The sequence below is a fragment of the Acidibrevibacterium fodinaquatile genome (genome assembly GCF_003352165.1).
GTDB lineage: Bacteria > Pseudomonadota > Alphaproteobacteria > Acetobacterales > Acetobacteraceae > Acidibrevibacterium > Acidibrevibacterium fodinaquatile.
This window is the reverse complement of sequence record NZ_CP029176.1, coordinates 1-18563: the sequence shown is the minus strand read 5'-3', so window position 1 is coordinate 18563 and position 18563 is coordinate 1. Positions and strand designations below refer to the sequence as shown.

Annotated in this window: 19 protein-coding genes; 11 read left to right on the top strand and 8 right to left on the bottom strand. The window is 67.7% G+C overall.

The window, feature by feature from the left end; translation table 11 throughout:
* Positions 1-9 precede the first annotated feature (9 nt).
* Positions 10-1290: a glycosyltransferase gene (locus DEF76_RS00095; protein WP_114910577.1), complete on the top strand. Its 1281-nt coding sequence runs from the start codon at positions 10-12 to the stop codon at positions 1288-1290.
* Positions 1291-1339: 49 nt separating this feature from the next.
* On the opposite strand, the gene DEF76_RS00090 is transcribed toward DEF76_RS00095, so the two are convergent.
* Together DEF76_RS00090 and DEF76_RS00085 are read right to left on the bottom strand one after the other, a co-directional pair.
* The gene (locus tag DEF76_RS00090) at positions 1340-2188 is read right to left on the bottom strand and encodes a TIGR01459 family HAD-type hydrolase (protein ID WP_114910576.1); all 849 of its coding nucleotides are present in this window, start codon (positions 2186-2188) and stop codon (positions 1340-1342) included.
* Positions 2176-3252 (bottom strand): quinone-dependent dihydroorotate dehydrogenase, encoded by a 1077-nt coding sequence (locus DEF76_RS00085; protein ID WP_114910575.1) that lies wholly within the window; start codon positions 3250-3252, stop codon positions 2176-2178. The genes DEF76_RS00090 and DEF76_RS00085 overlap by 13 nt, the downstream gene beginning before the upstream one ends.
* Positions 3253-3332: 80 nt before the next feature.
* Between DEF76_RS00085 and DEF76_RS00080 the strand changes: the two genes are divergently transcribed.
* The 6 genes from DEF76_RS00080 (at position 3333) to DEF76_RS00055 (ending at position 8021) form a co-directional block, all read left to right on the top strand.
* The gene (locus DEF76_RS00080; protein WP_114910574.1) at positions 3333-3557 is read left to right on the top strand and encodes a hypothetical protein; all 225 of its coding nucleotides are present in this window, start codon (positions 3333-3335) and stop codon (positions 3555-3557) included.
* Between the two features lie 42 nt (positions 3558-3599).
* The gene (locus DEF76_RS00075; protein WP_114910573.1) at positions 3600-4250 is read left to right on the top strand and encodes a LolA family protein; all 651 of its coding nucleotides are present in this window, start codon (positions 3600-3602) and stop codon (positions 4248-4250) included.
* 55 nt (positions 4251-4305) lie between these two features.
* Positions 4306-5085, top strand: a complete 780-nt coding sequence (locus tag DEF76_RS00070) for a gamma-glutamyl-gamma-aminobutyrate hydrolase family protein (protein WP_114913555.1) — start codon at positions 4306-4308, stop codon at positions 5083-5085.
* Positions 5086-5337: 252 nt separating this feature from the next.
* Complete coding sequence (locus DEF76_RS00065; RefSeq protein WP_114910572.1) at positions 5338-6504, top strand: cupin domain-containing protein; 1167 nt, start codon at positions 5338-5340, stop codon at positions 6502-6504.
* A 27-nt stretch (positions 6505-6531) separates the two neighbouring features.
* A complete protein-coding gene (locus DEF76_RS00060; RefSeq protein ID WP_114910571.1) occupies positions 6532-7221 on the top strand; it encodes a fumarylacetoacetate hydrolase family protein in 690 nt (229 codons plus the stop codon).
* Positions 7222-7223: 2 nt separating this feature from the next.
* Positions 7224-8021, top strand: a complete 798-nt coding sequence (locus DEF76_RS00055; protein WP_114913554.1) for an exodeoxyribonuclease III — start codon at positions 7224-7226, stop codon at positions 8019-8021.
* A 61-nt stretch (positions 8022-8082) separates the two neighbouring features.
* On the opposite strand, the gene DEF76_RS00050 is transcribed toward DEF76_RS00055, so the two are convergent.
* From DEF76_RS00050 to DEF76_RS00030, 5 genes are all read right to left on the bottom strand, one after another.
* Positions 8083-8745, bottom strand: coding sequence for a MarC family protein (locus tag DEF76_RS00050; protein ID WP_114913553.1), 663 nt, complete (start codon positions 8743-8745; stop codon positions 8083-8085).
* A 109-nt stretch (positions 8746-8854) separates the two neighbouring features.
* Positions 8855-10033, bottom strand: coding sequence for a lytic transglycosylase domain-containing protein (locus DEF76_RS00045; RefSeq protein WP_114910570.1), 1179 nt, complete (start codon positions 10031-10033; stop codon positions 8855-8857).
* 158 nt (positions 10034-10191) lie between these two features.
* Positions 10192-11253 (bottom strand): bifunctional DNA-binding transcriptional regulator/O6-methylguanine-DNA methyltransferase Ada, encoded by a 1062-nt coding sequence (gene ada, locus DEF76_RS00040; protein ID WP_114910569.1) that lies wholly within the window; start codon positions 11251-11253, stop codon positions 10192-10194.
* Positions 11254-11519: 266 nt separating this feature from the next.
* On the bottom strand, positions 11520-12953 hold the full coding sequence (pyk, locus tag DEF76_RS00035; protein WP_114913552.1) for a pyruvate kinase: 1434 nt from the start codon (positions 12951-12953) through the stop codon (positions 11520-11522).
* Positions 12954-12970: 17 nt separating this feature from the next.
* Positions 12971-14260, bottom strand: coding sequence for a glycerate kinase type-2 family protein (locus DEF76_RS00030; RefSeq protein WP_114910568.1), 1290 nt, complete (start codon positions 14258-14260; stop codon positions 12971-12973).
* A 93-nt stretch (positions 14261-14353) separates the two neighbouring features.
* Here DEF76_RS00030 and DEF76_RS00025 point away from each other — a divergent pair, with 93 nt between their 5' ends.
* The 4 genes from DEF76_RS00025 to DEF76_RS00010 all read left to right on the top strand — a co-directional run bounded on the left by DEF76_RS00025 (position 14354) and on the right by DEF76_RS00010 (position 16868).
* Entirely contained in the window at positions 14354-14665 is a 312-nt protein-coding gene (locus DEF76_RS00025) for a DUF1244 domain-containing protein (protein WP_114910567.1), read from the top strand.
* 53 nt (positions 14666-14718) lie between these two features.
* Positions 14719-14997, top strand: a complete 279-nt coding sequence (locus tag DEF76_RS00020) for a DUF2312 domain-containing protein (protein ID WP_114913551.1) — start codon at positions 14719-14721, stop codon at positions 14995-14997.
* 48 nt (positions 14998-15045) lie between these two features.
* Entirely contained in the window at positions 15046-15759 is a 714-nt protein-coding gene (locus DEF76_RS00015) for a M48 family metallopeptidase (RefSeq protein ID WP_114910566.1), read from the top strand.
* Between the two features lie 107 nt (positions 15760-15866).
* Positions 15867-16868 (top strand): zinc-binding alcohol dehydrogenase family protein, encoded by a 1002-nt coding sequence (locus tag DEF76_RS00010; protein WP_114910565.1) that lies wholly within the window; start codon positions 15867-15869, stop codon positions 16866-16868.
* Positions 16869-17012: 144 nt separating this feature from the next.
* Here DEF76_RS00010 and dnaA read toward each other — a convergent pair whose 3' ends face one another.
* Complete coding sequence (gene dnaA / locus DEF76_RS00005; protein ID WP_114913550.1) at positions 17013-18533, bottom strand: chromosomal replication initiator protein DnaA; 1521 nt, start codon at positions 18531-18533, stop codon at positions 17013-17015.
* Between the last annotated feature and the right edge of the window lie 30 nt (positions 18534-18563).

The following is an 18563-nucleotide window of genomic DNA, read 5'->3' as shown; positions in this document are numbered from 1 at the left end:
CGGCGCGGCGTGAAATTCCTCTTCGTCCACCAGAATTTCCCCGGCCAATATCTTCATCTGCTGCGCTATCTGGCGGCGACGAAGCGGCACGAAATTCTATTTCTGACCGACGACAACCAGAATATGATTGCTGGGGTGCGCAAGCTCGTCTATCGCCTCGGCCGCGAGCCGAGCCAGGACGCGCACCGCAACTTGCGCGAACTCGAGCCGGCGATGATCCGCGCCGAAGCGGTGGCGCGGGCCGCCGCGCAATTGCGCGGGCTCGGCTTTCAGCCCGACATCATCATCGGCCATCACGGCTGGGGCGAAATGCTCGATCTCTGCGACATCTGGCCGGGCGTGCCGATGCTCGGCTATTTCGAGTTTTTCTATCACACTGACGGGCTCGATGTCGGCTTCGACCCTGAGTTTCCGACCGCGCCCCAGATGCTGTCCAATATCCGGGTCAAGAACACGGTCAATCTGCTGGCGCTCAACCTCCCCGGCCATGGCCAGACGCCGACCCGCTTTCAGCACGCGACCTACCCCGAATGGGCGCGCCCGCGCATCACCATCGTCCCCGAGGGCGCCGATCTCGAACTCTGCCAGCCCGACCCCCTGGCGGCGCAAACCCCGTTCGCGCTCAAGGACGTTACCGTCGCGCCAGGGGAAAAGCTGGTGACCTTCGTCGCCCGCGATCTCGAACCCTATCGCGGCTATCACATCATGATGCGGGCGTTGCCGCATCTTTTCCGCGCGCGGCGCGATCTCCGCGTCATCCTGGTCGGCGGCGACGGCGTGAGCTACGGCGCCAAGCTTGCCAATGGCACCTGGCGGGACTTTTTTTTCAATGAAGTGAAAGCCTCGCTCGACGAGCGCCGCGTCCATCTCGTCGGGCGCATCGATTACGGCGATTACCGGCGGCTTTTGCAGCGCTCGGACGCGCATGTCTATCTCACCTACCCGTTCGTCGCCTCCTGGTCGCTGCGCGAGGCGCTGGCCAGCGGCTGCGCGGTGATCGGCAGCGATACCGAGCCGGTGCGCGAATTCATCCGCGACGGCGAAAACGGCCTCCTCACCCCCTTCCTCGACCCCGCCGGGCTCGCCGAGCGGGTGCTCACGGTGCTCGAGGACCGCGCGCTCTCGGCGCGCCTGCGCGCCAATGCGCGCCGCTATGCCGAACGCCATCTCGCGATGGCCGATTATCTCGACGCGATGGCCGGGTTGATCGAGCGCCTCTCCGGGACGCGGCCGGAAATGCTCGCCCCGTCATCACGTCGCGCGCGGGCGAAGGCGGGAAGAAGAGGGTAGGAAGCGCGTTCTTTTTTGAAAAAAAAGAACCAAAAAACTTTTGTCCGTTCTACCAGCGGAGCGCCGGAATGACGGCGACCGGGGTGACACCCTCGCCGGCGGCGGCCTCCTCGATCGCCTGCGGGTTGCCGAGCAGCGCGTTATGGATGCCGCCGATCACCCAGCAGCTCGCGAGCCCGGCCGCCTTTGCCCCGGCGATGTCGGTGCGGAGCGCGTCCCCGATCGCGAGCACGGTCTCCGGCGGGCAGCCGAGCATGGCCAATGTCGGCTGATAGATGGCGGGGTCGGGCTTGCCGATCCAAGACACCTTGCCGCCGAGCGCCTCATAGCGCTGGGCGAGCGCGCCGGCGCAGAGCACGGCGGCGCCGTCGCGGATCACCTCGAGATCGGGATTGGCGCAGACCATGGGCAAATCGCGCGCCCGGCAGGCGCGGAGGATGTCCTCATAAGCGGGGAGATCAAGCATGCCGGCGGTCTCGTCGGGCCCGGTATTGACGACGAAATCCGCCGCCTCGGGGGTCGCGACCGGGGTGTAATCGAGCCCGGCGAAGACGTTGCGGTCGCGTGCCGGGCCGAGATGATAGAGATGGCGCCCGAGCGCGGCGAAGAACGGATCGTCACGCCGCGCGAGCCGGTCGCGCGTTGCCTCGCCGCTGGTCATGATGCCGTTATAAAGGTCATCATTGATCCCCATCTCACGCATCGCCGCTTGTGCCACGGTTGCGACGCGCGGCGCGTTAGAAAGCAGCACCACCCGCTTTCCGGCATCCTGCAAACGCCGCAAGCAATCCACCGCGCCGGGATAGGGGCGGATTCCGTCATGCACCACCCCCCAGAGATCGACGATGAAGCCGCGATAGCGTGCGACGAGGGGGGCAAGGCCGGTCAGATGTTCCATGATGTCTCCGCGAGAGAGGCGATATCGACGCCGCGCGCGTCTTCGAGGCGCGCGAACCCGCCCGCATCGAGCGCGACCAGAAGTTCGCGCCGCAACCGCGGGAGCAGCGCCGCCCCTTGATAGACGAAGGCGGTGTAGAGTTGAACCAAATGGGCGCCGGCGCGGACCATCGCCAGCACCTCGGCGCCGGTGCCGACGCCGCCGCAGCCGATGAGCGTGAGGCGGCCCGCGGCGAGGCGGGCGGCGCGGGCGAGCATCACGCGCGCGTGCGCAAACAAAGGCGGGCCGGAAAGCCCGCCCGCCTCGCCGGCGTGGGGCGAGCGCAGCCCGGGCGGACGGCGGACGCTGGTATTGCCGATGATCAAGCCGCCAGCCCCCCCGGCGAGCGCGGTCTCGACCACCGCCGCGAGCGCTTCCTCGCTGAGATCGGGGGCGATTTTCACCAAGAGCGGCGGCGCCTCAGGCAAGGCCCGCTTGACCGCGGCGAGAATGGCGGCAAGCCGCGCGCTTGCCTGCAAATCACGAAGCCCCGGCGTGTTCGGCGAGGAGATGTTGAGCGTGAGGTAATCGACATGCGGCGCCAAGGCGATCGCGAGGGCGGGATAATCGCGCTCGGGAACGGCACCTTCCTTGTTGAGCCCGATATTGGCGCCGAGCGGCACCGAACGCTGCCCGAGTGCCGCAAGGCGGGGCAGGACGCGCGCCAAACCTTCCCCGGGAAAGCCGAGCCGGTTGATCAGGGCGCGCTCGGCGTCGAGGCGAAAGAGGCGCGGGCGCGGATTGCCGGGCTGGGGCAGCGGCGTCACGGTGCCGATCTCGACGAAGCCGAAGCCGAGCGCCATCAGCGGGCGGACGGCAACGGCATTCTTGTCGAAGCCGGCGGCGAGCCCGATCGGGTTCGGGAAATGCCGGCCGAACAGGGTCTGGGCAATCCGCGGATCGGCGCGCGCGCGGTCATGCCCGGCAAGCCCGAGGCCAAGGCCGCGCAAGGCGAGGGCATGCGCGGTCTCGGGGGGCAATTGGCGCAAGAGCGGCAACGCGAGGGTGGGAAGCAGGCCGGCCATCGCGCCATCTTCGCGGCAAAAACGCCGGACGGCAAAGCCCGGCCCTTGTCATTGGCCGATCGTGGCGCAAAGTCGCGGCAATGTGGTCGGAACCCTATCTCGAAACCTGCTGCCGCGCCGCCCTCCATCGGCTGTTTCTGAGCGGGACCGCTGGCCGGCCGGAAGCGGACGCTGCCATGAAAGATGTGCCCTGCCTCGCGCGGCTCGTGCAGCTTGGTTGCGTTGAGCATCGCGGCGGGCGATTTTTCCTCACCGCAGCCGGCGCCGCCCGCCATGCCGCCGAGATTCTGCGCGCGCGGGGCTGATATGGCGGGCGAGGGGTTTTCTTGCCGGGAGCGGCGTGCCACATGCGCGACATGATCGCCCGCCGCGCCGCTCTCGCATGCCTTACCCTCGCCCCCCTCCTCCTTGCGCGCCGCGCCAGCGCGATCAGCGCCATGACGCTGACCGCGCAGGATCGCGCCGATATCGCGCGTATCGAGGCCTATCTCAACGCCATCCACACCCTGAAAGCGCGTTTCGAGCAGATCGCGCCAGATGGCAGCGACAGCCACGGCACCGCCTGGATCGATCGGCCGGGCAAACTCCGCTTCGAATACGACCCGCCAGTGCCCTATCTTCTGGTCGCCAATCATGGTGACGTCTATTTCAACGACCGTCAGCTCGGCCAGACCAGCGAGGTCGCCCTCGGCGATACGCCGCTTTCGATCATTCTCGCCCCCGAGATCAAGCTCTCGGGCAACATTCTGATCACCGATATCACCCGCGTCCCCGGCCTGATCCAGGTGACGGTGCTGCGCGCCGAGCGCTGGTGGCAAGGCTCGCTGAGCCTCGCTTTCGACACCGATCCGCTTTTGCTCCGGCAATGGATCGTGCTCGACGAGCAGCGGCGCGAAACCCGCGTCAGCCTCAGCGATATCGAGATCGGCGGCCAGTTCCCCGACGCGTTGTTTGAGTTCAAGGTCACCCCAACCCCACCGACCGGCCCCAAGCGATAACCGCCGCCCGCCGCAATGCCGCCATAATCGCGGGCGATCCCATCGGTCTTGCATGATGAAACCTCTGATCGGCATTTCCTGCTGCATGAAAACCTTCGGCATCTACGGCATGCCGAACCACGCTGCCTCTGACACCTATGTCCGGGCGGTGGATCGGGTGGTGGGCGGGGTGCCGCTCTTGATCCCGGCCAATGGCGCCGAGGCCGACATCGCCGCCCTGCTCGCCCGGCTCGACGGGCTGATCTTCACTGGCAGCCGCTCCAACGTCGCGCCGGAGAATTACGGCGGCCCGCCACAGCCGGAGGGCGCGCCCGAAGACCCTGCCCGCGACGCGACGACGCTGCCGCTGCTCCGCGCCGCGATCGCCGCCGGCATGCCGGTGCTCGCGATCTGCCGCGGCTTGCAGGAGCTGAACGTCGCACTCGGCGGCACGCTGCATCAGCGGCTGCAGGATCTTCCCGGCCATATCGACCATTCGACGCCGCTGCAGCCCTTCGCGCCGGTGCGCACCGGGCTTGCCCATCGGGTGCGGGCAACACCGGGCGGCTGGCTTCATCGCCTCGCCGGAACGACCGAAATCGCCGTCAATTCACTCCATAATCAGGGGATCGACCGGCCCGCACCGGGCTTGGCGGTCGAAGCCGTGGCGATCGACGGCACCATCGAAGCGGTGCGGGTGGTGACGCGGCCGGATGGCCGGGAAGCCGGCTACGCCGTCGGCGTGCAATGGCATCCGGAGTATGATTTCGCGACCAATCCGCTCTCGGCCCGTATTTTCGCCGATTTCGCCGCCGCCCTCGCCCCGGCCGGCAGGCGCGAAACCACGGCGGCCTAGAGCAAGGTAGGGTTTGATTGAACCATCCTGTTCCATCAAAACCGGCTAACTTGCTCGCCAAAATAGGGGTAGAGCGTGATCGACTTAAACCGATCGCGCTCTCGTCGCCTAGAGCCTCACGGCTTTGTGTCACCTTGTTGCGGCATGGTTGCCATGCTTTCTTCCTCTGGACACCCGCGCTGCAAATGCGATCCATTCTCATCGCAAAGTGACCCCAACGATGTCGCCAGCGCTTAGAAAGGAAACGCCCGGATGCCCACTCTCCCCGTCTCGCGCCGCGGCCTGTTGTCGGCGGCGGCCAGCACCGGCCTGATCGCCGCGGCAGCCACGGCGAACGCCGCGGAGCCCGAACTGCCTGCGCCCGAGCCCGCCGTCACCCCGCGTCTGCCGACCGATCATGGCGAGCTGCCGAGCTTCAAATATGTTTTCGCCAACAGCCACAAAAAAGAGAATAAAGGCGGCTGGGCGCGGGAGGCGACGGTCGCCGAATTTCCCGCCTCGAAAGCGCTGGCGGCGGTGAATATGCGGCTTTATGCCGGCGCCTATCGCGAACTCCACTGGCATGCGCTCGCCGCCGAATGGGCGTTCATGCTCAGCGGCCACGCCCGCACGACGGTGATCGATCCCGACGGCAATGCCGAAACCAATGAGTTCGGCCCTGGCGATGTTTGGTATTTCCCGCGCGGCTACGGCCATTCCATCCAGGGCCTGGGGCCGGATGGCTGCGAGTTCATGCTGGTGTTCGATGACGGCGCTTTTTCCGAATTCGGCACTTTCAGCGTGACCGACTGGCTGGCGCACACCCCGCCCGAGGTGCTGGCGAAAAACCTCGGTGTTCCCGCCGCCGCGTTTGCGAAAATCCCCGACCACGAGCTTTATATCATGCCCGGCACGGTGCCGCCGCCGCTGCCGCTCGAGCCGCCGCCCGCAAGCCTGGTTTCGGCACCGCAAACCCATCGCTATCCGCTGCTCGCCCAGCGCCCGATCGAGGCGCCGGGCGGTACCGTCCGCATCGTTTCTTCGAAGGAGTTTCCGGTCTCGACGACGATGACCGGGGTCATCGAGGACATCAATCCCGGCGCCGTCCGCGAACTCCATTGGCATCCGCATGCCGATGAGTGGCAGTACTACGTCTCCGGCCAAGGGCGGATGACGGTGTTCGGCTCGACGGCGCGGGCGGTGACCTGGGATTATCGCGCCGGTGATGTTGGCTATGTGCCGCGCGGCTATGGCCATTACATCGAAAATACCGGCACCGAGCCGCTTCGCGTCCTCGTCGTCCTCAATAGCGGCGTTTATGGTGACATCTCGATCAGCGACTGGCTGGCGCGCAACCCGGCCCAGCTCGTCGCCGAGCATTTCAACCTGCCGCTTGACGTCGTGGCGCGTTTCCCCAAGCGTAAGGTGATCATCGCCTAACTCCCTTCTGTGCGAGGAGCGTGTCTCATGGCCGATTATGTCATCCCGCCGCCGCCGCAAGCGGCGGTGCCGGTCGCTGGCGGCGGGATGTTCCCGGTCCGCCGCATTTTCTGTGTCGGGCGCAACTATGCCGCCCATTCGCGCGAGATGGGGGGCGATCCGGAACGCGAAGCGCCGTTTTTCTTCACCAAGCCCGCGGATGCCGTGGTCATCGAGGGTGCGGACTGCCCCTATCCGCCGGCGACCGCGGATCTTCATCACGAAATGGAGCTGGTGGTCGCGATCGCGACCGGCGGCGCCGACATCGCGGCGCGCGATGCGCTTTCGCATGTCTTCGGCTATGCCGCCGGCATCGATCTGACGCGGCGCGATCTGCAAGCGGAGGCAAAGAAAGCCGGCCGCCCCTGGGACATGGCCAAGGGGTTCGACGCCAGCGCCCCGATCGGCGCCATCGCCCCGGCGGCGCGGATCGGCCATCCGGCGCGGGGGCGGATTGCGCTCAGCGTCAATGGTGCCGCGCGCCAGGTCGCCGATCTCGCCGACATGATCTGGAGCGTGCCCGAGATCATCGCCGCGCTCTCGCGTCTGGTGCGGCTTGCGCCCGGCGATCTGATCTTCACCGGCACCCCGGAGGGTGTCGCCGCGGTCAAGCGCGGCGATACGCTGGCGGGCGAGATCGCTTGGGTCGGCACGGTCGCGACCAGGATGGTCGCGTGAGTCTGCGCATTGCCACCTGGAACATCAACTCGCTCCGTCTTCGCCTGCCGCGTCTGGCCGATCTCGTTGCGGCGCTCGACCCGGACGTGCTTTGCCTTCAGGAGACCAAGGTCGAGGATGCGCTGTTTCCGGCGGATGCGGTGCGGGCGCTCGGTTTTCCCCACATCGCCCATCGCGGCATGAAGAGCTATAACGGTGTCGCCATTCTCTCGCGCCGGCCGATCACGGTGCTGGAGGGGTTTCCCGATTGGTGCGGCAAGGGCGATTGCCGGCATCTCGCCGTCCGCCTCGAGACCGAGGGCGGGCCGCTCGCTCTCCATGATTTCTATGTCCCGGCTGGCGGCGATGTCCCGGACCCGGCAACCAACCCGAAATTCGCCCACAAGCTCGCCTTCATCGCCCAAGCGCGGGATTTTTTCGCGGCCCAGCCTGCGCTTTCCCGCACCGTCATCGTCGGCGATCTCAACATCGCGCCCCTCGAGACCGATGTCTGGAGCCATCGCCAATTGCTCGATGTCGTAAGCCACACCCCGCCCGAGACGGCGGGGCTGACGGCGTGGCTGGAGACCGGCTTCATCGATGCGGTCCGCCATTTCGTCCCGGCGGCGGAAAAGCATTTCACCTGGTGGTCCTATCGCAATCGCGACTGGCGCGCCTCCGATCGTGGCCGACGGCTCGATCACGTCTGGGCAACCCCTGATCTTATCCCCGCACTCCGCGATCAGATCACGCTGAAAGACGCGCGCGACTGGCCGCAAGCCTCCGATCACGTGCCGGTCGCGGTGACGTTCGATACGTGACGGGAGAACGTTTTTTGGTTCTTTTTTTCAAAAAAGAACCTCTTTCTTCCCTTTCCCCTCTCTATTGCGCGAACACCGGTTTCAATGTCGCCTGCACGCCATCGATGGTGATCTGGGTGCCGATGCAGAGCAGCACGAAGGCGATGAGGCGGCTGAGCGTTGCAACGCCGGTCGGGCCGAGAAACCCGATCAGCCGGTCGGCGGAGCGGTACATGACCCAAATCAGCAGCGAAAGGGCGCAGGCGGCCAGCGAGACGCCAAGAAAGAACCCTCCGACCGCGATCCCCTCATGCGGCCGCTCGGAGGCCAGGGCGATGGAGACCGAGATCGCGCCGGGGCCGGCGGTGAGCGGCATGGTGAGCGGGAAAAACGCGATCGCCGCCGCCTCCCCCGCCGGCGCCGCGGCGCGCTCGGCTGGTCGCGCCTTGTGCTCGGGCCCCGAGAGCAATTCCCAAGCCTTGACCGCGATCACCAGCCCGCCGGCGATGCGCAGGGCGGCGAGAGAAATGCCGAAGAAATTGAGAATATAGGTGCCGGCGAGGAGCGAGCCGAGCAGCACCACGACGGCATAGATCCCGACCCGGCCGGCGATCCAGGCGCGTTCCGCGGGGCTGCGATCGGCGGTTGCCTCGTGGAAAATCAGCGCGCCGCCGATCGGGTTGACGATCGAAAACAGCGCCGGGAAGGCGAGCAGCACGCTCTTGATGGCCGCCGACCAGAACATCTTGCGGACCCCTCCGGGATGGTTACGGGAAACGCCGGCATGCCCGCTCGCGCCACGCGCGGCAACCGCCGGGGCGAACAATTTTCCGGGAAAGATCGCGCCGGCGGGCTCAGGATTGGGCGTCTGGCGAGAGCACCAGGCACGTGCCGTGGCTCTTCGTCAGGCGTTCGCAGGCATCGATCGCGGCGGCGCGGGAAAGCCCGGTGAGGCGGGCGCGATAGAGCCGGGCGCGGGCCTGCTGCACGGTGCCGACCAGCGGCTGGCCGGCGCTGAGATGGGCGGCGTCGCGCGCGGCGAGCGCCGCCGCATGCGCTTGCGCGGCGCTGGCGAAGGCGCCGACCTGGATCGCCCATTCATGCCCGGCCGCCTCGCCCCGCCGCATCGGCAGCGGCTCGGCGACGGCCTGGGAAATCAGGTGAAAGCCGGACGATCCGCCATGCCCGTCGCTCGCCGGGATGGGGGGCACATAGGCGGCAAGGGCGAGGCTAGAGTGCGACGCCGGCGCCGGTGCCGGTGCTGGGAGCGGCGGCAAGGGCTCGGCGGTCACCGGCGCGATCAAGGAGCGGCTCGCGACCTGAACCGGCGGCGCGCTGCGCGCGCTGGGCGGCGGCGCGCTCTTTGCGGCAAACAGCATCTGGCTGCCCCGTCGCCCCGGCGGCACGATATCCGGGATCCGGTTATAGGCGAGCTGCTCGGACGGCGAGCGCCGGGCGGGATAGGTGCCGGCGATCGCCGGCGCGATCATGGCGACGTAGCGCCGCGTTTCATCCGGAAGCGGCGCGGCGCCAGCGAGATAGGTATCGAGCCGGCGCGGCCCGGCATTATAGGCGGCGAGGAAGGCCGGGATGCCATAGAGGTCATACATGGCCCGCAAATAGGCGGCGCCGGCGAGGATATTGTTGTGCGGGTCATAGGGGTCGTCGCCGAGATGGTTTTCCGCCCGCATTTCCTCATAGGTCGCCGGCATCAGCTGCATCAGCCCCATCGCCCCGACCGGCGAGGTGATCGGCCGGCCGGCGAGGAACTCATGCCCGCCGGATTCGACCTTCATGACCGCGCGGATCCAGCGATCGGGGACATCGAAACGCTGTGACGCCTCGGTGATGTAAGGGCCCCAGGGGTCATTGGGCGGGCCCGGCGGCGGATAGTGGCGGCGCGCCTCGGCGGCGTAGCGGGCGGCTTCCTCGCGCGCGGTCAGCGTGGAATGGCCAGCGCAGGCGGCGAGCAGGACGGGGAGCAGGAGCAGGGCCGCACGGATGGCCAATCGGGACAGAGGCGGCGATGACATCCGGATCGACTCCCGGCCGGTTTGCCCCGCTCGGGCGGGGCAAAAACTCCCAAAAAACGACCCGTCCCCCAAGGCTCGCAAAGCTTTCTCGCAAAGCTTTGCTGACAAAATTTCTGAGGAACGGTGTCTAAGCCACTATATGAAAACAGCTCCTGCGGTCAAGGCTTGTTTTTCGCCGCCGCCTCACGCGCCAGCAGAGCGCGCTTGCGGCCAACCCCCCAGGCATAGCCGGAAAGCGCCCCGTCGCTGCGCACCACACGATGGCAGGGAATGGCGATGGCGAGCGGGTTGGCCGCACAGGCGCCGGCGACGGCGCGCGCCGCGCCCTTGGCGCCGATGCGCTCGGCGAGCGCCGCGTAGGAGACCGTCATGCCGGGTGGAATCGCCTGAAGCGCGCGCCAAACCCGCTCTTGAAACGCGGTCCCGCGGATATCGAGCGGAAGATCGGCCGCCATCTCCGGATGTTCGACCAGGGCGATGACGCGCGTCACCAAACGCGCGAAATCCGCATCACCGCCGATCAGCTCGGCCTCGGGGAAACGCGCCTGGAAATCGGCGAGCAGGGTCTCCCCCTCATCACCGAGTTCGATCGCGGCGATGCCTTGTTCGCTCGCCGCGACCAGGATGGCGCCGAGACTGGTGGCGCCGAGGGCAAAACGGAGACGCGCCCCCGCGCCGCCGCCGCGCCAGGCGCGCGGCGCCATCCCGAGCCGCCGCGAGGCCTCGGCGTAGAATCGGCTGCTCGTGCCGAACCCCGCGTCATAGATCGCCTCTGTCACCGAGGCCCCTGCGGCGAGGGCGGCGCGGACGCGTTTCGCACGCCATCCGGCGGCGTAGGCTTTCGGGGTGAGGCCGGTCGCCGCCTTGAAGACACGATGGAAATGAAACCGGCTGAGGCCCGCCCGCGCGGCGATGGCGCCGAGATCGGGCGGCGTCTCGGCCGCTTCGATCAGACGGCAAGCGGCTTCGACCGCCGCCGCGTGCCAGCCCGCTGCCGGCTCGTCGGGCCGGCAGCGGCGGCAGGCGCGAAAGCCGGCCCGCGCCGCCGCCGCTGGATCCGCGAAGAAACGGAGATGCTCGGGCCGCGCCCGCCGCGCCGGGCAGCTCGGCCGGCAATAGACGCCGGTGGTGGTGACGGCATAGACGAAAGCACCATCGGCGGCCCGGTCGCGGGCGGCGACCGCGTCTCTCCGGGCTGATTCGGTGGGGAAAGCGTTCATGGCAAAAAATGGTGCCAACGGTTCCGCTGGGGGTCGAAAATGCGGAAAGCGCGGATGGCGGGCATGGCAAGGACTCCTGTGCGTGTTGGTGAAGCTCACCTAACGCCTCGCCCCTACCAACGCGTTCCGTTTCTTGCGGCCAAATCCTCGGAGACGTTGGTATGAAATGAGGTTCTTTTTTGAAAAAAAGAACCAAAAAACTTTTATCCGTTGGGCAGTGCCTCGGCACTGCCCGTGCCGAGGCAGTTTTTCTTCAGAAGAAGTGATTACTTGACTCTGGCGACGCGGAGCGCATTCGTCGTGCCGGGTTTGCCGAAGGGCACGCCCGCAACGACGACGATCTCTTCGCCGCTGCTGGCAAAACCTTCCTGCTCGACGAGGCGAAGCGCCCGCGCGACGGTCTCGGTCATCGAATGGGTGAGCGGCGTGATCAGCGCATGCACCCCCCAGGTGAAGGCCATCCGTCGCGCCGTCATGACATCGGGGGTGAGGCCGAGCACCGGGCAATCGGGCCGCTCGCGGGCGACACGAAGCGCGGTGCTGCCCGAGGAGGTAAAGGCGGCGATGGCCTTGGCCTCGATCGTGTGCGCAACCGCGCGGGCAGCAGCGGCGATGGCGTCGGCGGAGGAATGCTCCGGCCGCGGCCGCGCCGCCTCGGTGACCGCGCGCCAGCCGGGATCGCGCTCGACGCGGGCGACGATGCGGTCCATGATATTGACCGCCTCGAACGGATATTGCCCGGCAGCGGTCTCGGCCGACAGCATGACAGCATCCGCGCCCTCGAACACCGCGGTCGCGACGTCAGAGGCCTCGGCGCGGGTCGGCGCCGGCGCGTTGATCATGCTCTCCAGCATCTGCGTCGCGACCACCACCGGCCGGCCGAGGGCGCGCGCCGCGCTGACGATGCGCTTTTGCGCGAGCGGCACCTCCTCGGGCGGCAATTCGACGCCGAGATCACCGCGCGCCACCATCACCGCATCCGAAAGCGCGAGGATCGCGTCGAGATTGTCGAGCGCCTGCGGCTTTTCGAGCTTGGTCATGATCCAGGCGCGACCGGCGGCGATCTCGCGCGCCTCGGCGACATCCTCGGGGCGCTGGACGAAGGAGAGGCCGATGCAATCGGCGCCATGATCGAGGGCGAAGGCGAGGTCGGCGCGGTCTTTTTGGGTGAGTGCCGGGATCGGCAGGACGATATCGGGAACGTTGACCCCTTTGCGGTCGGACAGCGGGCCGCCGACCACGATTTCGGTCTCGAGATGGTCGTCACGCTTATGCGTGACGCGAAGGCGCAATTTGCCGTCATCGAGCAACAGCATGGTGCCGATCCGCGCCGCTTCGATGATCTCGGGATGCGGCAGTTCGACGCGGCGGGAATTGCCCGGCGTCGGGTTGAGGTCGAGGCGGAATGCCTGCCCGGTCTGCAGATGCACCCGCCCGCCGCCAAACCGCCCGACGCGCAATTTCGGCCCTTGCACATCGGCGAGAATGCCGATCGGCCGCCCGAATTCCACCTCCAGCGCGCGGATCGCCTCGATCCGCGCGGCGTGATCGGCATGCGTCCCGTGCGAGAAATTGAGCCGGAACACATCCGCCCCGGCCTGAAACAGCCGCGCCAGAATTTCCGGCGTCGAACTCGCCGGGCCGATGGTGGCGATGATCTTGGTGCGACGGCGGCGGCGGAGATGCGGGTGTGGGCTCATCCGGGTCGGAATCCCCTTCATGCAATCAGAACGGCGCGGATATCGTTGACATTGGTCAGCGTCGGGCCGGTGACGACGAGATCACCGAGCGCCGCGAACAGGCCGTAGCTGTCATGGGCGGCGAGGGCAGCGCGCGGGTCAAGCCCAGCCGCGCGGGCGCGGGCGAGGGTTGTCGGCGTGATGATCGCGCCGGCTGCATCCTCGGTGCCGTCAATGCCATCGCTGTCACCGGCGAGGGCGAAAATCCCCGGCGCGCCGGCCAGCGCGAGCGCGAGGCCGAGCAGGCATTCGGTATTGCGCCCGCCGCGCGCCGGGGCGGCACCTGGGGCGGCATCGGCGGCGAGCGTCACCGTCGTCTCGCCACCCGAGAGCAGCAGCGCCGGCGGGGACAGCGGCAGCCCGTTGCGGCGCACGCTGGTCGCGATACCGGCGAGCACGGTGCCGAGTTCGCGGCTCTCGCCCTCGAGCGCGTCGCCGAGGATGAGCGGCGTAAGCGAGGCGTCGCGCGCGCGCGCGGCGGCGGCGGCAAGCGCCAGCGCCGGGGTTGCGATGAGCTGAAAGGAGGCGTGCGGCAGATCGCCGGGCTTGGGCGTCTCCGCCGCCGCGGTCGCGAGATGAGCACGGACGGCAGGCGGCGGGGTGATGCGATAGCGGGCGAGAATCTCGCGCGCTTCTTCAGTGGTCGAGGGGTCGGGCACCGTCGGGCCGGAGCCGATGACCGCCGGATCGTCGCCGGGGACGTCGCTGATCGCAAGTGTGACGAGCCGCGCCGGGCGCGCGCAGGCGGCAAGCCGCCCGCCCTTGATCGCCGAGAGATGCTTGCGCACCGTATTCATCTCGCCGATCGTCGCCCCCGAGGCGAGGAGGGCGCGATTGATCGCCTGCTTGTCGGCCAGCGTCACACCGGGCGCCGGCAGCGCGAGCAGCGCCGAAGCGCCGCCGGAAATCAGCGCGAGCACCAGATCCTCCGGCTGCAACCCCTGCACCAGGCCGAGGATGCGCCGCGCCGCTGCTTCGCCGGCGGCATCCGGCACCGGATGGGCGGCCTCGACGACCTCGATCCGGCGCGTCGGCACGGCATGGCCATAGCGGGTGACGACGAGGCCGGAAAGCGAAACCGCCGGCCAGGCCGCTTCCACCGCCTGCGCCATCACCGCCGCTGATTTGCCGGCCCCGACGACGACCACCCGGCCGCGTGGCGGCGGCGGCAGATGGGCGGCGAGCACGCGGCGCGGATCGGCGCTGGCAACGGCGGCATCGAACACCCCCCGCAAAATCTCTCGTGCCGCCGCTTCCTCGAACGCCATACCGTTTTTCCTCCCCGCCACTGCCGCGCTATGGCGAAGCGCCACCGGCCGCGCCATCTAGGCGGGATGGAGACTAACCCCAGGAGGCCAGCCATGACAAAGCCCACCGCCGACGATGCGACCCGCATCGCGCTCGAAGCCGCAGCCTTCCGCCGCCTCGTCGCCCATCTCCGCGAGCGGAGTGACGTCCAGAACATCGATCTCATGAACCTCGCCGGCTTCTGCCGCAACTGTCTCTCGCGCTGGTATCGCGAGGCGGCCGAGGCAGCCGGCATCGCCCTCACCGACCCCGAGGCGCGGGAAATCGTCTACGGCATGCCCTACAAAGAATGGCAGGCGAAATATCAAAAGCCGGCGAGCGCGGCGCAAAAGGCGGCCTTCGCGCAATCCCATCACGATCATTGACCGCGGCGAGCCGCCAAGCTACCCCGGCCCGCCCAACGGATGGAGGCGATGGCATGGCGCTGAGAGATGTGACCAAGGAGACCAAGGCGGAGCCAGAGACCGGCGGCATCGCCGCCGAGCGGCTGCGCAGCCTCGTCGAGCGGATCGAGCGGCTGGAGGAGGAGAAAAAGGCCCTCGCCGACGACATCAAGGACGTGTTCGCCGAGGCCAAATCGGCCGGGTTCGATGTCAAAGTGCTGCGCCAGCTGATCCGCCTCCGCCGCCTGCAGCCGGCCGAGATCGAGGAACAGGAAACCTTGCTCGATCTCTATCGCCGGGCGCTCGGCATGTAGCCGACGCCGCGGTTGCGAGGAAGCGCAAAACCCGGCAGATTTGCTGGCATGGATGGGACGGAGGAGATTCTCACGCTTCCTGGCGGGCCGACCATGGTGCGCTGGCGCCGGCATGCGCAGGCGCGGCGGGTGAGTTTGCGCATCGACCCGCGCGGCGGCGGCGTTGTGGTGACGTTGCCGGCGCGGGCCGGGCGGCGGGCCGGGATCGCGCTCCTCATGACCCACGCCGATTGGGTTGCCGAGCGCATCGCCGCCCTGCCCTGCGCCATCGCGTTCGCCGATGGCGCCGAGATTCCGATCAACGGGCTTTCGCATCGCATTCGCCATCTGCCAGACGGCGATCCCGCCGGCGCGCGCGGCAGCGCCTGGCTCGCGGGGGGCACGCTCTACGTCACCGGCGGGGCGGAGTTCCTGACCCGCCGGGTCGGCGATTTCCTGCGCGCCGAAGCGCGCCGGCGGTTTTCAGCGCTCGCGCTCGCCAAAGCGGCGATGATCGGCCGGCGCCCGACGCGCATCAGCGTCAAGGACACGCGGACGCGCTGGGGCAGTTGCGCCCGCGATGGGGTGTTGAGCTTTAGCTGGCGTCTGGTCATGGCCCCTCCCTTCGTGCAGGATTATGTCGCGGCCCATGAGGTCGCCCATCTGCGCCACATGGATCACGGCCCGCGTTTCTGGCGTTTGGTCGAGGAATTGACGCCGTGGCGGGCCGAGGGCGTGCGCTGGCTCACCGGCGAAGGCGCGCGCCTGCTCAGGATTGGCTGACGCGCGGTTTCGTGGCTTGCCAAGCGGCCGGCCGATGCTCTGATAGAGCCCGCGCTCTGAGAGAATGGCTCTGGTGAAATTGATAAAATCCCGGGGGAACGAACGCCATGAAGGCCGTCGTCTATACCCATTGCCGCCCGATCGACGCGGAAGACGCCCTGTTTGATACCACCCTTCCCGATCCCGCGCCGCGCCAGCGCGACTTGCTGATCGAGGTCAAGGCGGTTGCGGTCAATCCGGTCGATACCAAGCTCCGCCGCCAGGCCGATCCGGTCGGCGAGAAGCGGGTGCTCGGCTTCGATGCCGCCGGCGTGGTGCGGGCACTTGGCGCCGGGGTGACGCATTTCGGCGTCGGGGACGAGGTTTGGTATGCCGGCGCCATCAACCGGGCCGGCGCCAATGCCGAATACCAGCTCGTCGATGAACGCCTGGTCGGGCGGCGGCCGCGCCGGCTCGGCTTCGCCGAGGCGGCGGCGATGCCGCTGGCAACGCTCACTGCCTGGGAGATGCTGTTTGACCGCCTGCAGGTGCCACGCGCGGCGGCGGGCAGCCTTTTGATCGTTGGCGGCGCCGGCGGCGTCGGCTCGATGGCGATCCAGCTCGCCCGCCGCCTCACCGCGCTCACCGTCATCGCGACCGCGAGCCGCCCGGAAAGCGTCGATTGGTGCAAGCGCCTCGGCGCCCATCACGTCATCGACTATCGCGGCGATATTCCGGCGCAGCTCGCCGAACTCGGGTTTCGCAGCGTCGATGTCATCTTTTCGACCAACGCCTCCGATCAGCACTGGCCGGCGCTGGTGCGCGCCATCCGGCCGCAAGGACGGATCGGCCTGATCGACGATCCGGCGCCGATCGATGTCCGCGATCTCAAACAGAAATCGGTCTCGCTGCACTGGGAGGCGATGTTCACCCGCAGCCTGTTCGAGACGCCGGACATGGCGGAGCAGCAACGCATTCTGGAGCAGGTCGCGGCGCTGGTCGATGAGGGGGTGATCGAGACGATCCTCGCCGAGAATTTCGGCCGCATCGACGCCGCCAATCTGACCCGCGCCCATCGCCGCGTCGAAAGCGGCACGATGCGCGGAAAAATCGTGCTCGAAGGATTTTAGAGCGTGATCGGTTTAAGTCGATCACGCTCTACCCCTATTTTGGCGAGCAAGTTGGCCGGTTTTGATTGAACAGGATGGTTCAATCAAAACCTACCTTGCTCTCGCGCAACCGCAGCGCCGATCTCCGGCGCGATCGGTTTTCCTTCAGGATTCGAGCATCCGGCGCAGCAATTCGACGTCTTCGGCGAACGCGGCGTCGCGTTCCATGAGTTCGCTGACGCGGGCGACGGCGTGCATGACGGTGGTGTGGTCGCGGTTGCCGAATTTGCGGCCGATCTCGGGAAGGCTGCGGCTGGTGAGCTGTTTCGCGAGATACATCGCGACCTGCCGCGGCCGCGCGACGTTGCGGGCGCGCCGGGCCGAGGCCATGTCGGTCAGGCGGATATTCCAATGCTCGGAAACCTTGCGCTGGATTTCCTCGATGGTGATGCGCCGGTCATGCGCCTTGAGGATATCGTGCAAGACTTCCTGGGTGGTCTCGAGCGTGATCGGCCGCCCGAAGAGATTGGCATGCGCGATCAGACGGTTGAGCGCGCCTTCGAGTTCGCGGACATTGGTGGTGATCTTGTGGGCGAGGAAATCCATCACCTTGGCCGGCACCGCGACCCCGGCGCGGCTCGCCTTCGTCTCCAGGATGGAAAGCCGCAGCTCGAAAGTGGTGGCGTGCAGATCGGCGACCATGCCGCAGCCGAGCCGGGTGCGCAGACGGTCCTCGAGCCCCGAGAGATCGGAGGGGGATTTGTCGGCCGAGACCACGATCTGCTTGCCGGCATCGACCAGCGCGTTGAACGTGTGAAAAAATTCCTCCTGGGTGTTGTCTTTCCCGATCAGGAATTGGAGATCGTCGACCATCAGCACGTCGGCGCCGCGGAGTTGCTCCTTGAACTCCATCGTCGCCTGGCTGCGGATCGCGGTGATGAAGCGGTGCATGAATTTTTCCGCCGACATATAGGCGACCGAGATCCGTCCGCCGCCGCGGCCGATCAAATCCCAGGCGATGGCATGCATCAGATGGGTCTTGCCGAGGCCGACCCCGCCATAGAGAAACAGCGGGTTGAAGCCGGGCATCGCCGGCTGTTCGGCGACACGGCGGGCACACGCATAGGCGAATTCGTTGGGCTTGCCGACGACGAAATTGTCGAAATCGAAGCGCTTGTCGAGGCCGGCGGTATCGGGCGGCGAACGTTCCGGCGCGGCTCCGGCCCTTACGGCGGCCGCGCTTGGCTTTGCCACCGGCGGCGACGCCAATGATTGCGGCGGGCTCGCGAGGCTTTCGGCGAACCCACCGCCCGCCGACGCACCGCGCCCGCCGAGCGTGCCGGCCCGCATATCGACCCGGCGCACCGCCGGGTTTTCCATCTGCCAGAGCAGCACCAAGCGCTCGCCATAATGGCGGCGCACCCAGTCACGGAGAAAGCGCGTCGGCAACAGAATGGTGATCTCGTCGCCGTCACACCCGGCGAGCACCATCTGGCGCAGCCAGGAGCGATATTCGACCTCGCCGACATCCGCCTGCAAGCGGCTCCGCACCCGGCCCCATTGCTTGGCAAGCTCGCCATCGACCCCGGCGCCCACCGGCGCCTCGCCCTCGGCGGCTTTGTCCGTGCCCTCCAACGCCTCGAAGCCGCTGGCAAAAGCCGCGGCAAGACTGCGCTCCCGATCCATGCCGCTGTTGCCTGACACTGCCTCGCCCAC

Coding starts and splice junctions, on each gene's coding strand:
- dnaA (WP_114913550.1), bottom strand. CDS start 18,533: ATGGATCGGGAGCGCAGTCTTGCCGCGGCTTTTGCCAGCGGCTTCGAG.
- DEF76_RS00045 (WP_114910570.1), bottom strand. CDS start 10,033: ATGTCATCGCCGCCTCTGTCCCGATTGGCCATCCGTGCGGCCCTGCTC.
- DEF76_RS00030 (WP_114910568.1), bottom strand. CDS start 14,260: ATGGCGTTCGAGGAAGCGGCGGCACGAGAGATTTTGCGGGGGGTGTTC.
- DEF76_RS00070 (WP_114913555.1), top strand. CDS start 4,306: ATGAAACCTCTGATCGGCATTTCCTGCTGCATGAAAACCTTCGGCATC.
- ada (WP_114910569.1), bottom strand. CDS start 11,253: ATGAACGCTTTCCCCACCGAATCAGCCCGGAGAGACGCGGTCGCCGCC.
- DEF76_RS00010 (WP_114910565.1), top strand. CDS start 15,867: ATGAAGGCCGTCGTCTATACCCATTGCCGCCCGATCGACGCGGAAGAC.
- DEF76_RS00025 (WP_114910567.1), top strand. CDS start 14,354: ATGACAAAGCCCACCGCCGACGATGCGACCCGCATCGCGCTCGAAGCC.
- DEF76_RS00065 (WP_114910572.1), top strand. CDS start 5,338: ATGCCCACTCTCCCCGTCTCGCGCCGCGGCCTGTTGTCGGCGGCGGCC.
- DEF76_RS00020 (WP_114913551.1), top strand. CDS start 14,719: ATGGCGCTGAGAGATGTGACCAAGGAGACCAAGGCGGAGCCAGAGACC.
- DEF76_RS00050 (WP_114913553.1), bottom strand. CDS start 8,745: ATGTTCTGGTCGGCGGCCATCAAGAGCGTGCTGCTCGCCTTCCCGGCG.
- DEF76_RS00060 (WP_114910571.1), top strand. CDS start 6,532: ATGGCCGATTATGTCATCCCGCCGCCGCCGCAAGCGGCGGTGCCGGTC.
- DEF76_RS00080 (WP_114910574.1), top strand. CDS start 3,333: ATGTGGTCGGAACCCTATCTCGAAACCTGCTGCCGCGCCGCCCTCCAT.
- DEF76_RS00015 (WP_114910566.1), top strand. CDS start 15,046: ATGGATGGGACGGAGGAGATTCTCACGCTTCCTGGCGGGCCGACCATG.
- DEF76_RS00085 (WP_114910575.1), bottom strand. CDS start 3,252: ATGGCCGGCCTGCTTCCCACCCTCGCGTTGCCGCTCTTGCGCCAATTG.
- DEF76_RS00075 (WP_114910573.1), top strand. CDS start 3,600: ATGCGCGACATGATCGCCCGCCGCGCCGCTCTCGCATGCCTTACCCTC.
- pyk (WP_114913552.1), bottom strand. CDS start 12,953: ATGAGCCCACACCCGCATCTCCGCCGCCGCCGTCGCACCAAGATCATC.
- DEF76_RS00090 (WP_114910576.1), bottom strand. CDS start 2,188: ATGGAACATCTGACCGGCCTTGCCCCCCTCGTCGCACGCTATCGCGGC.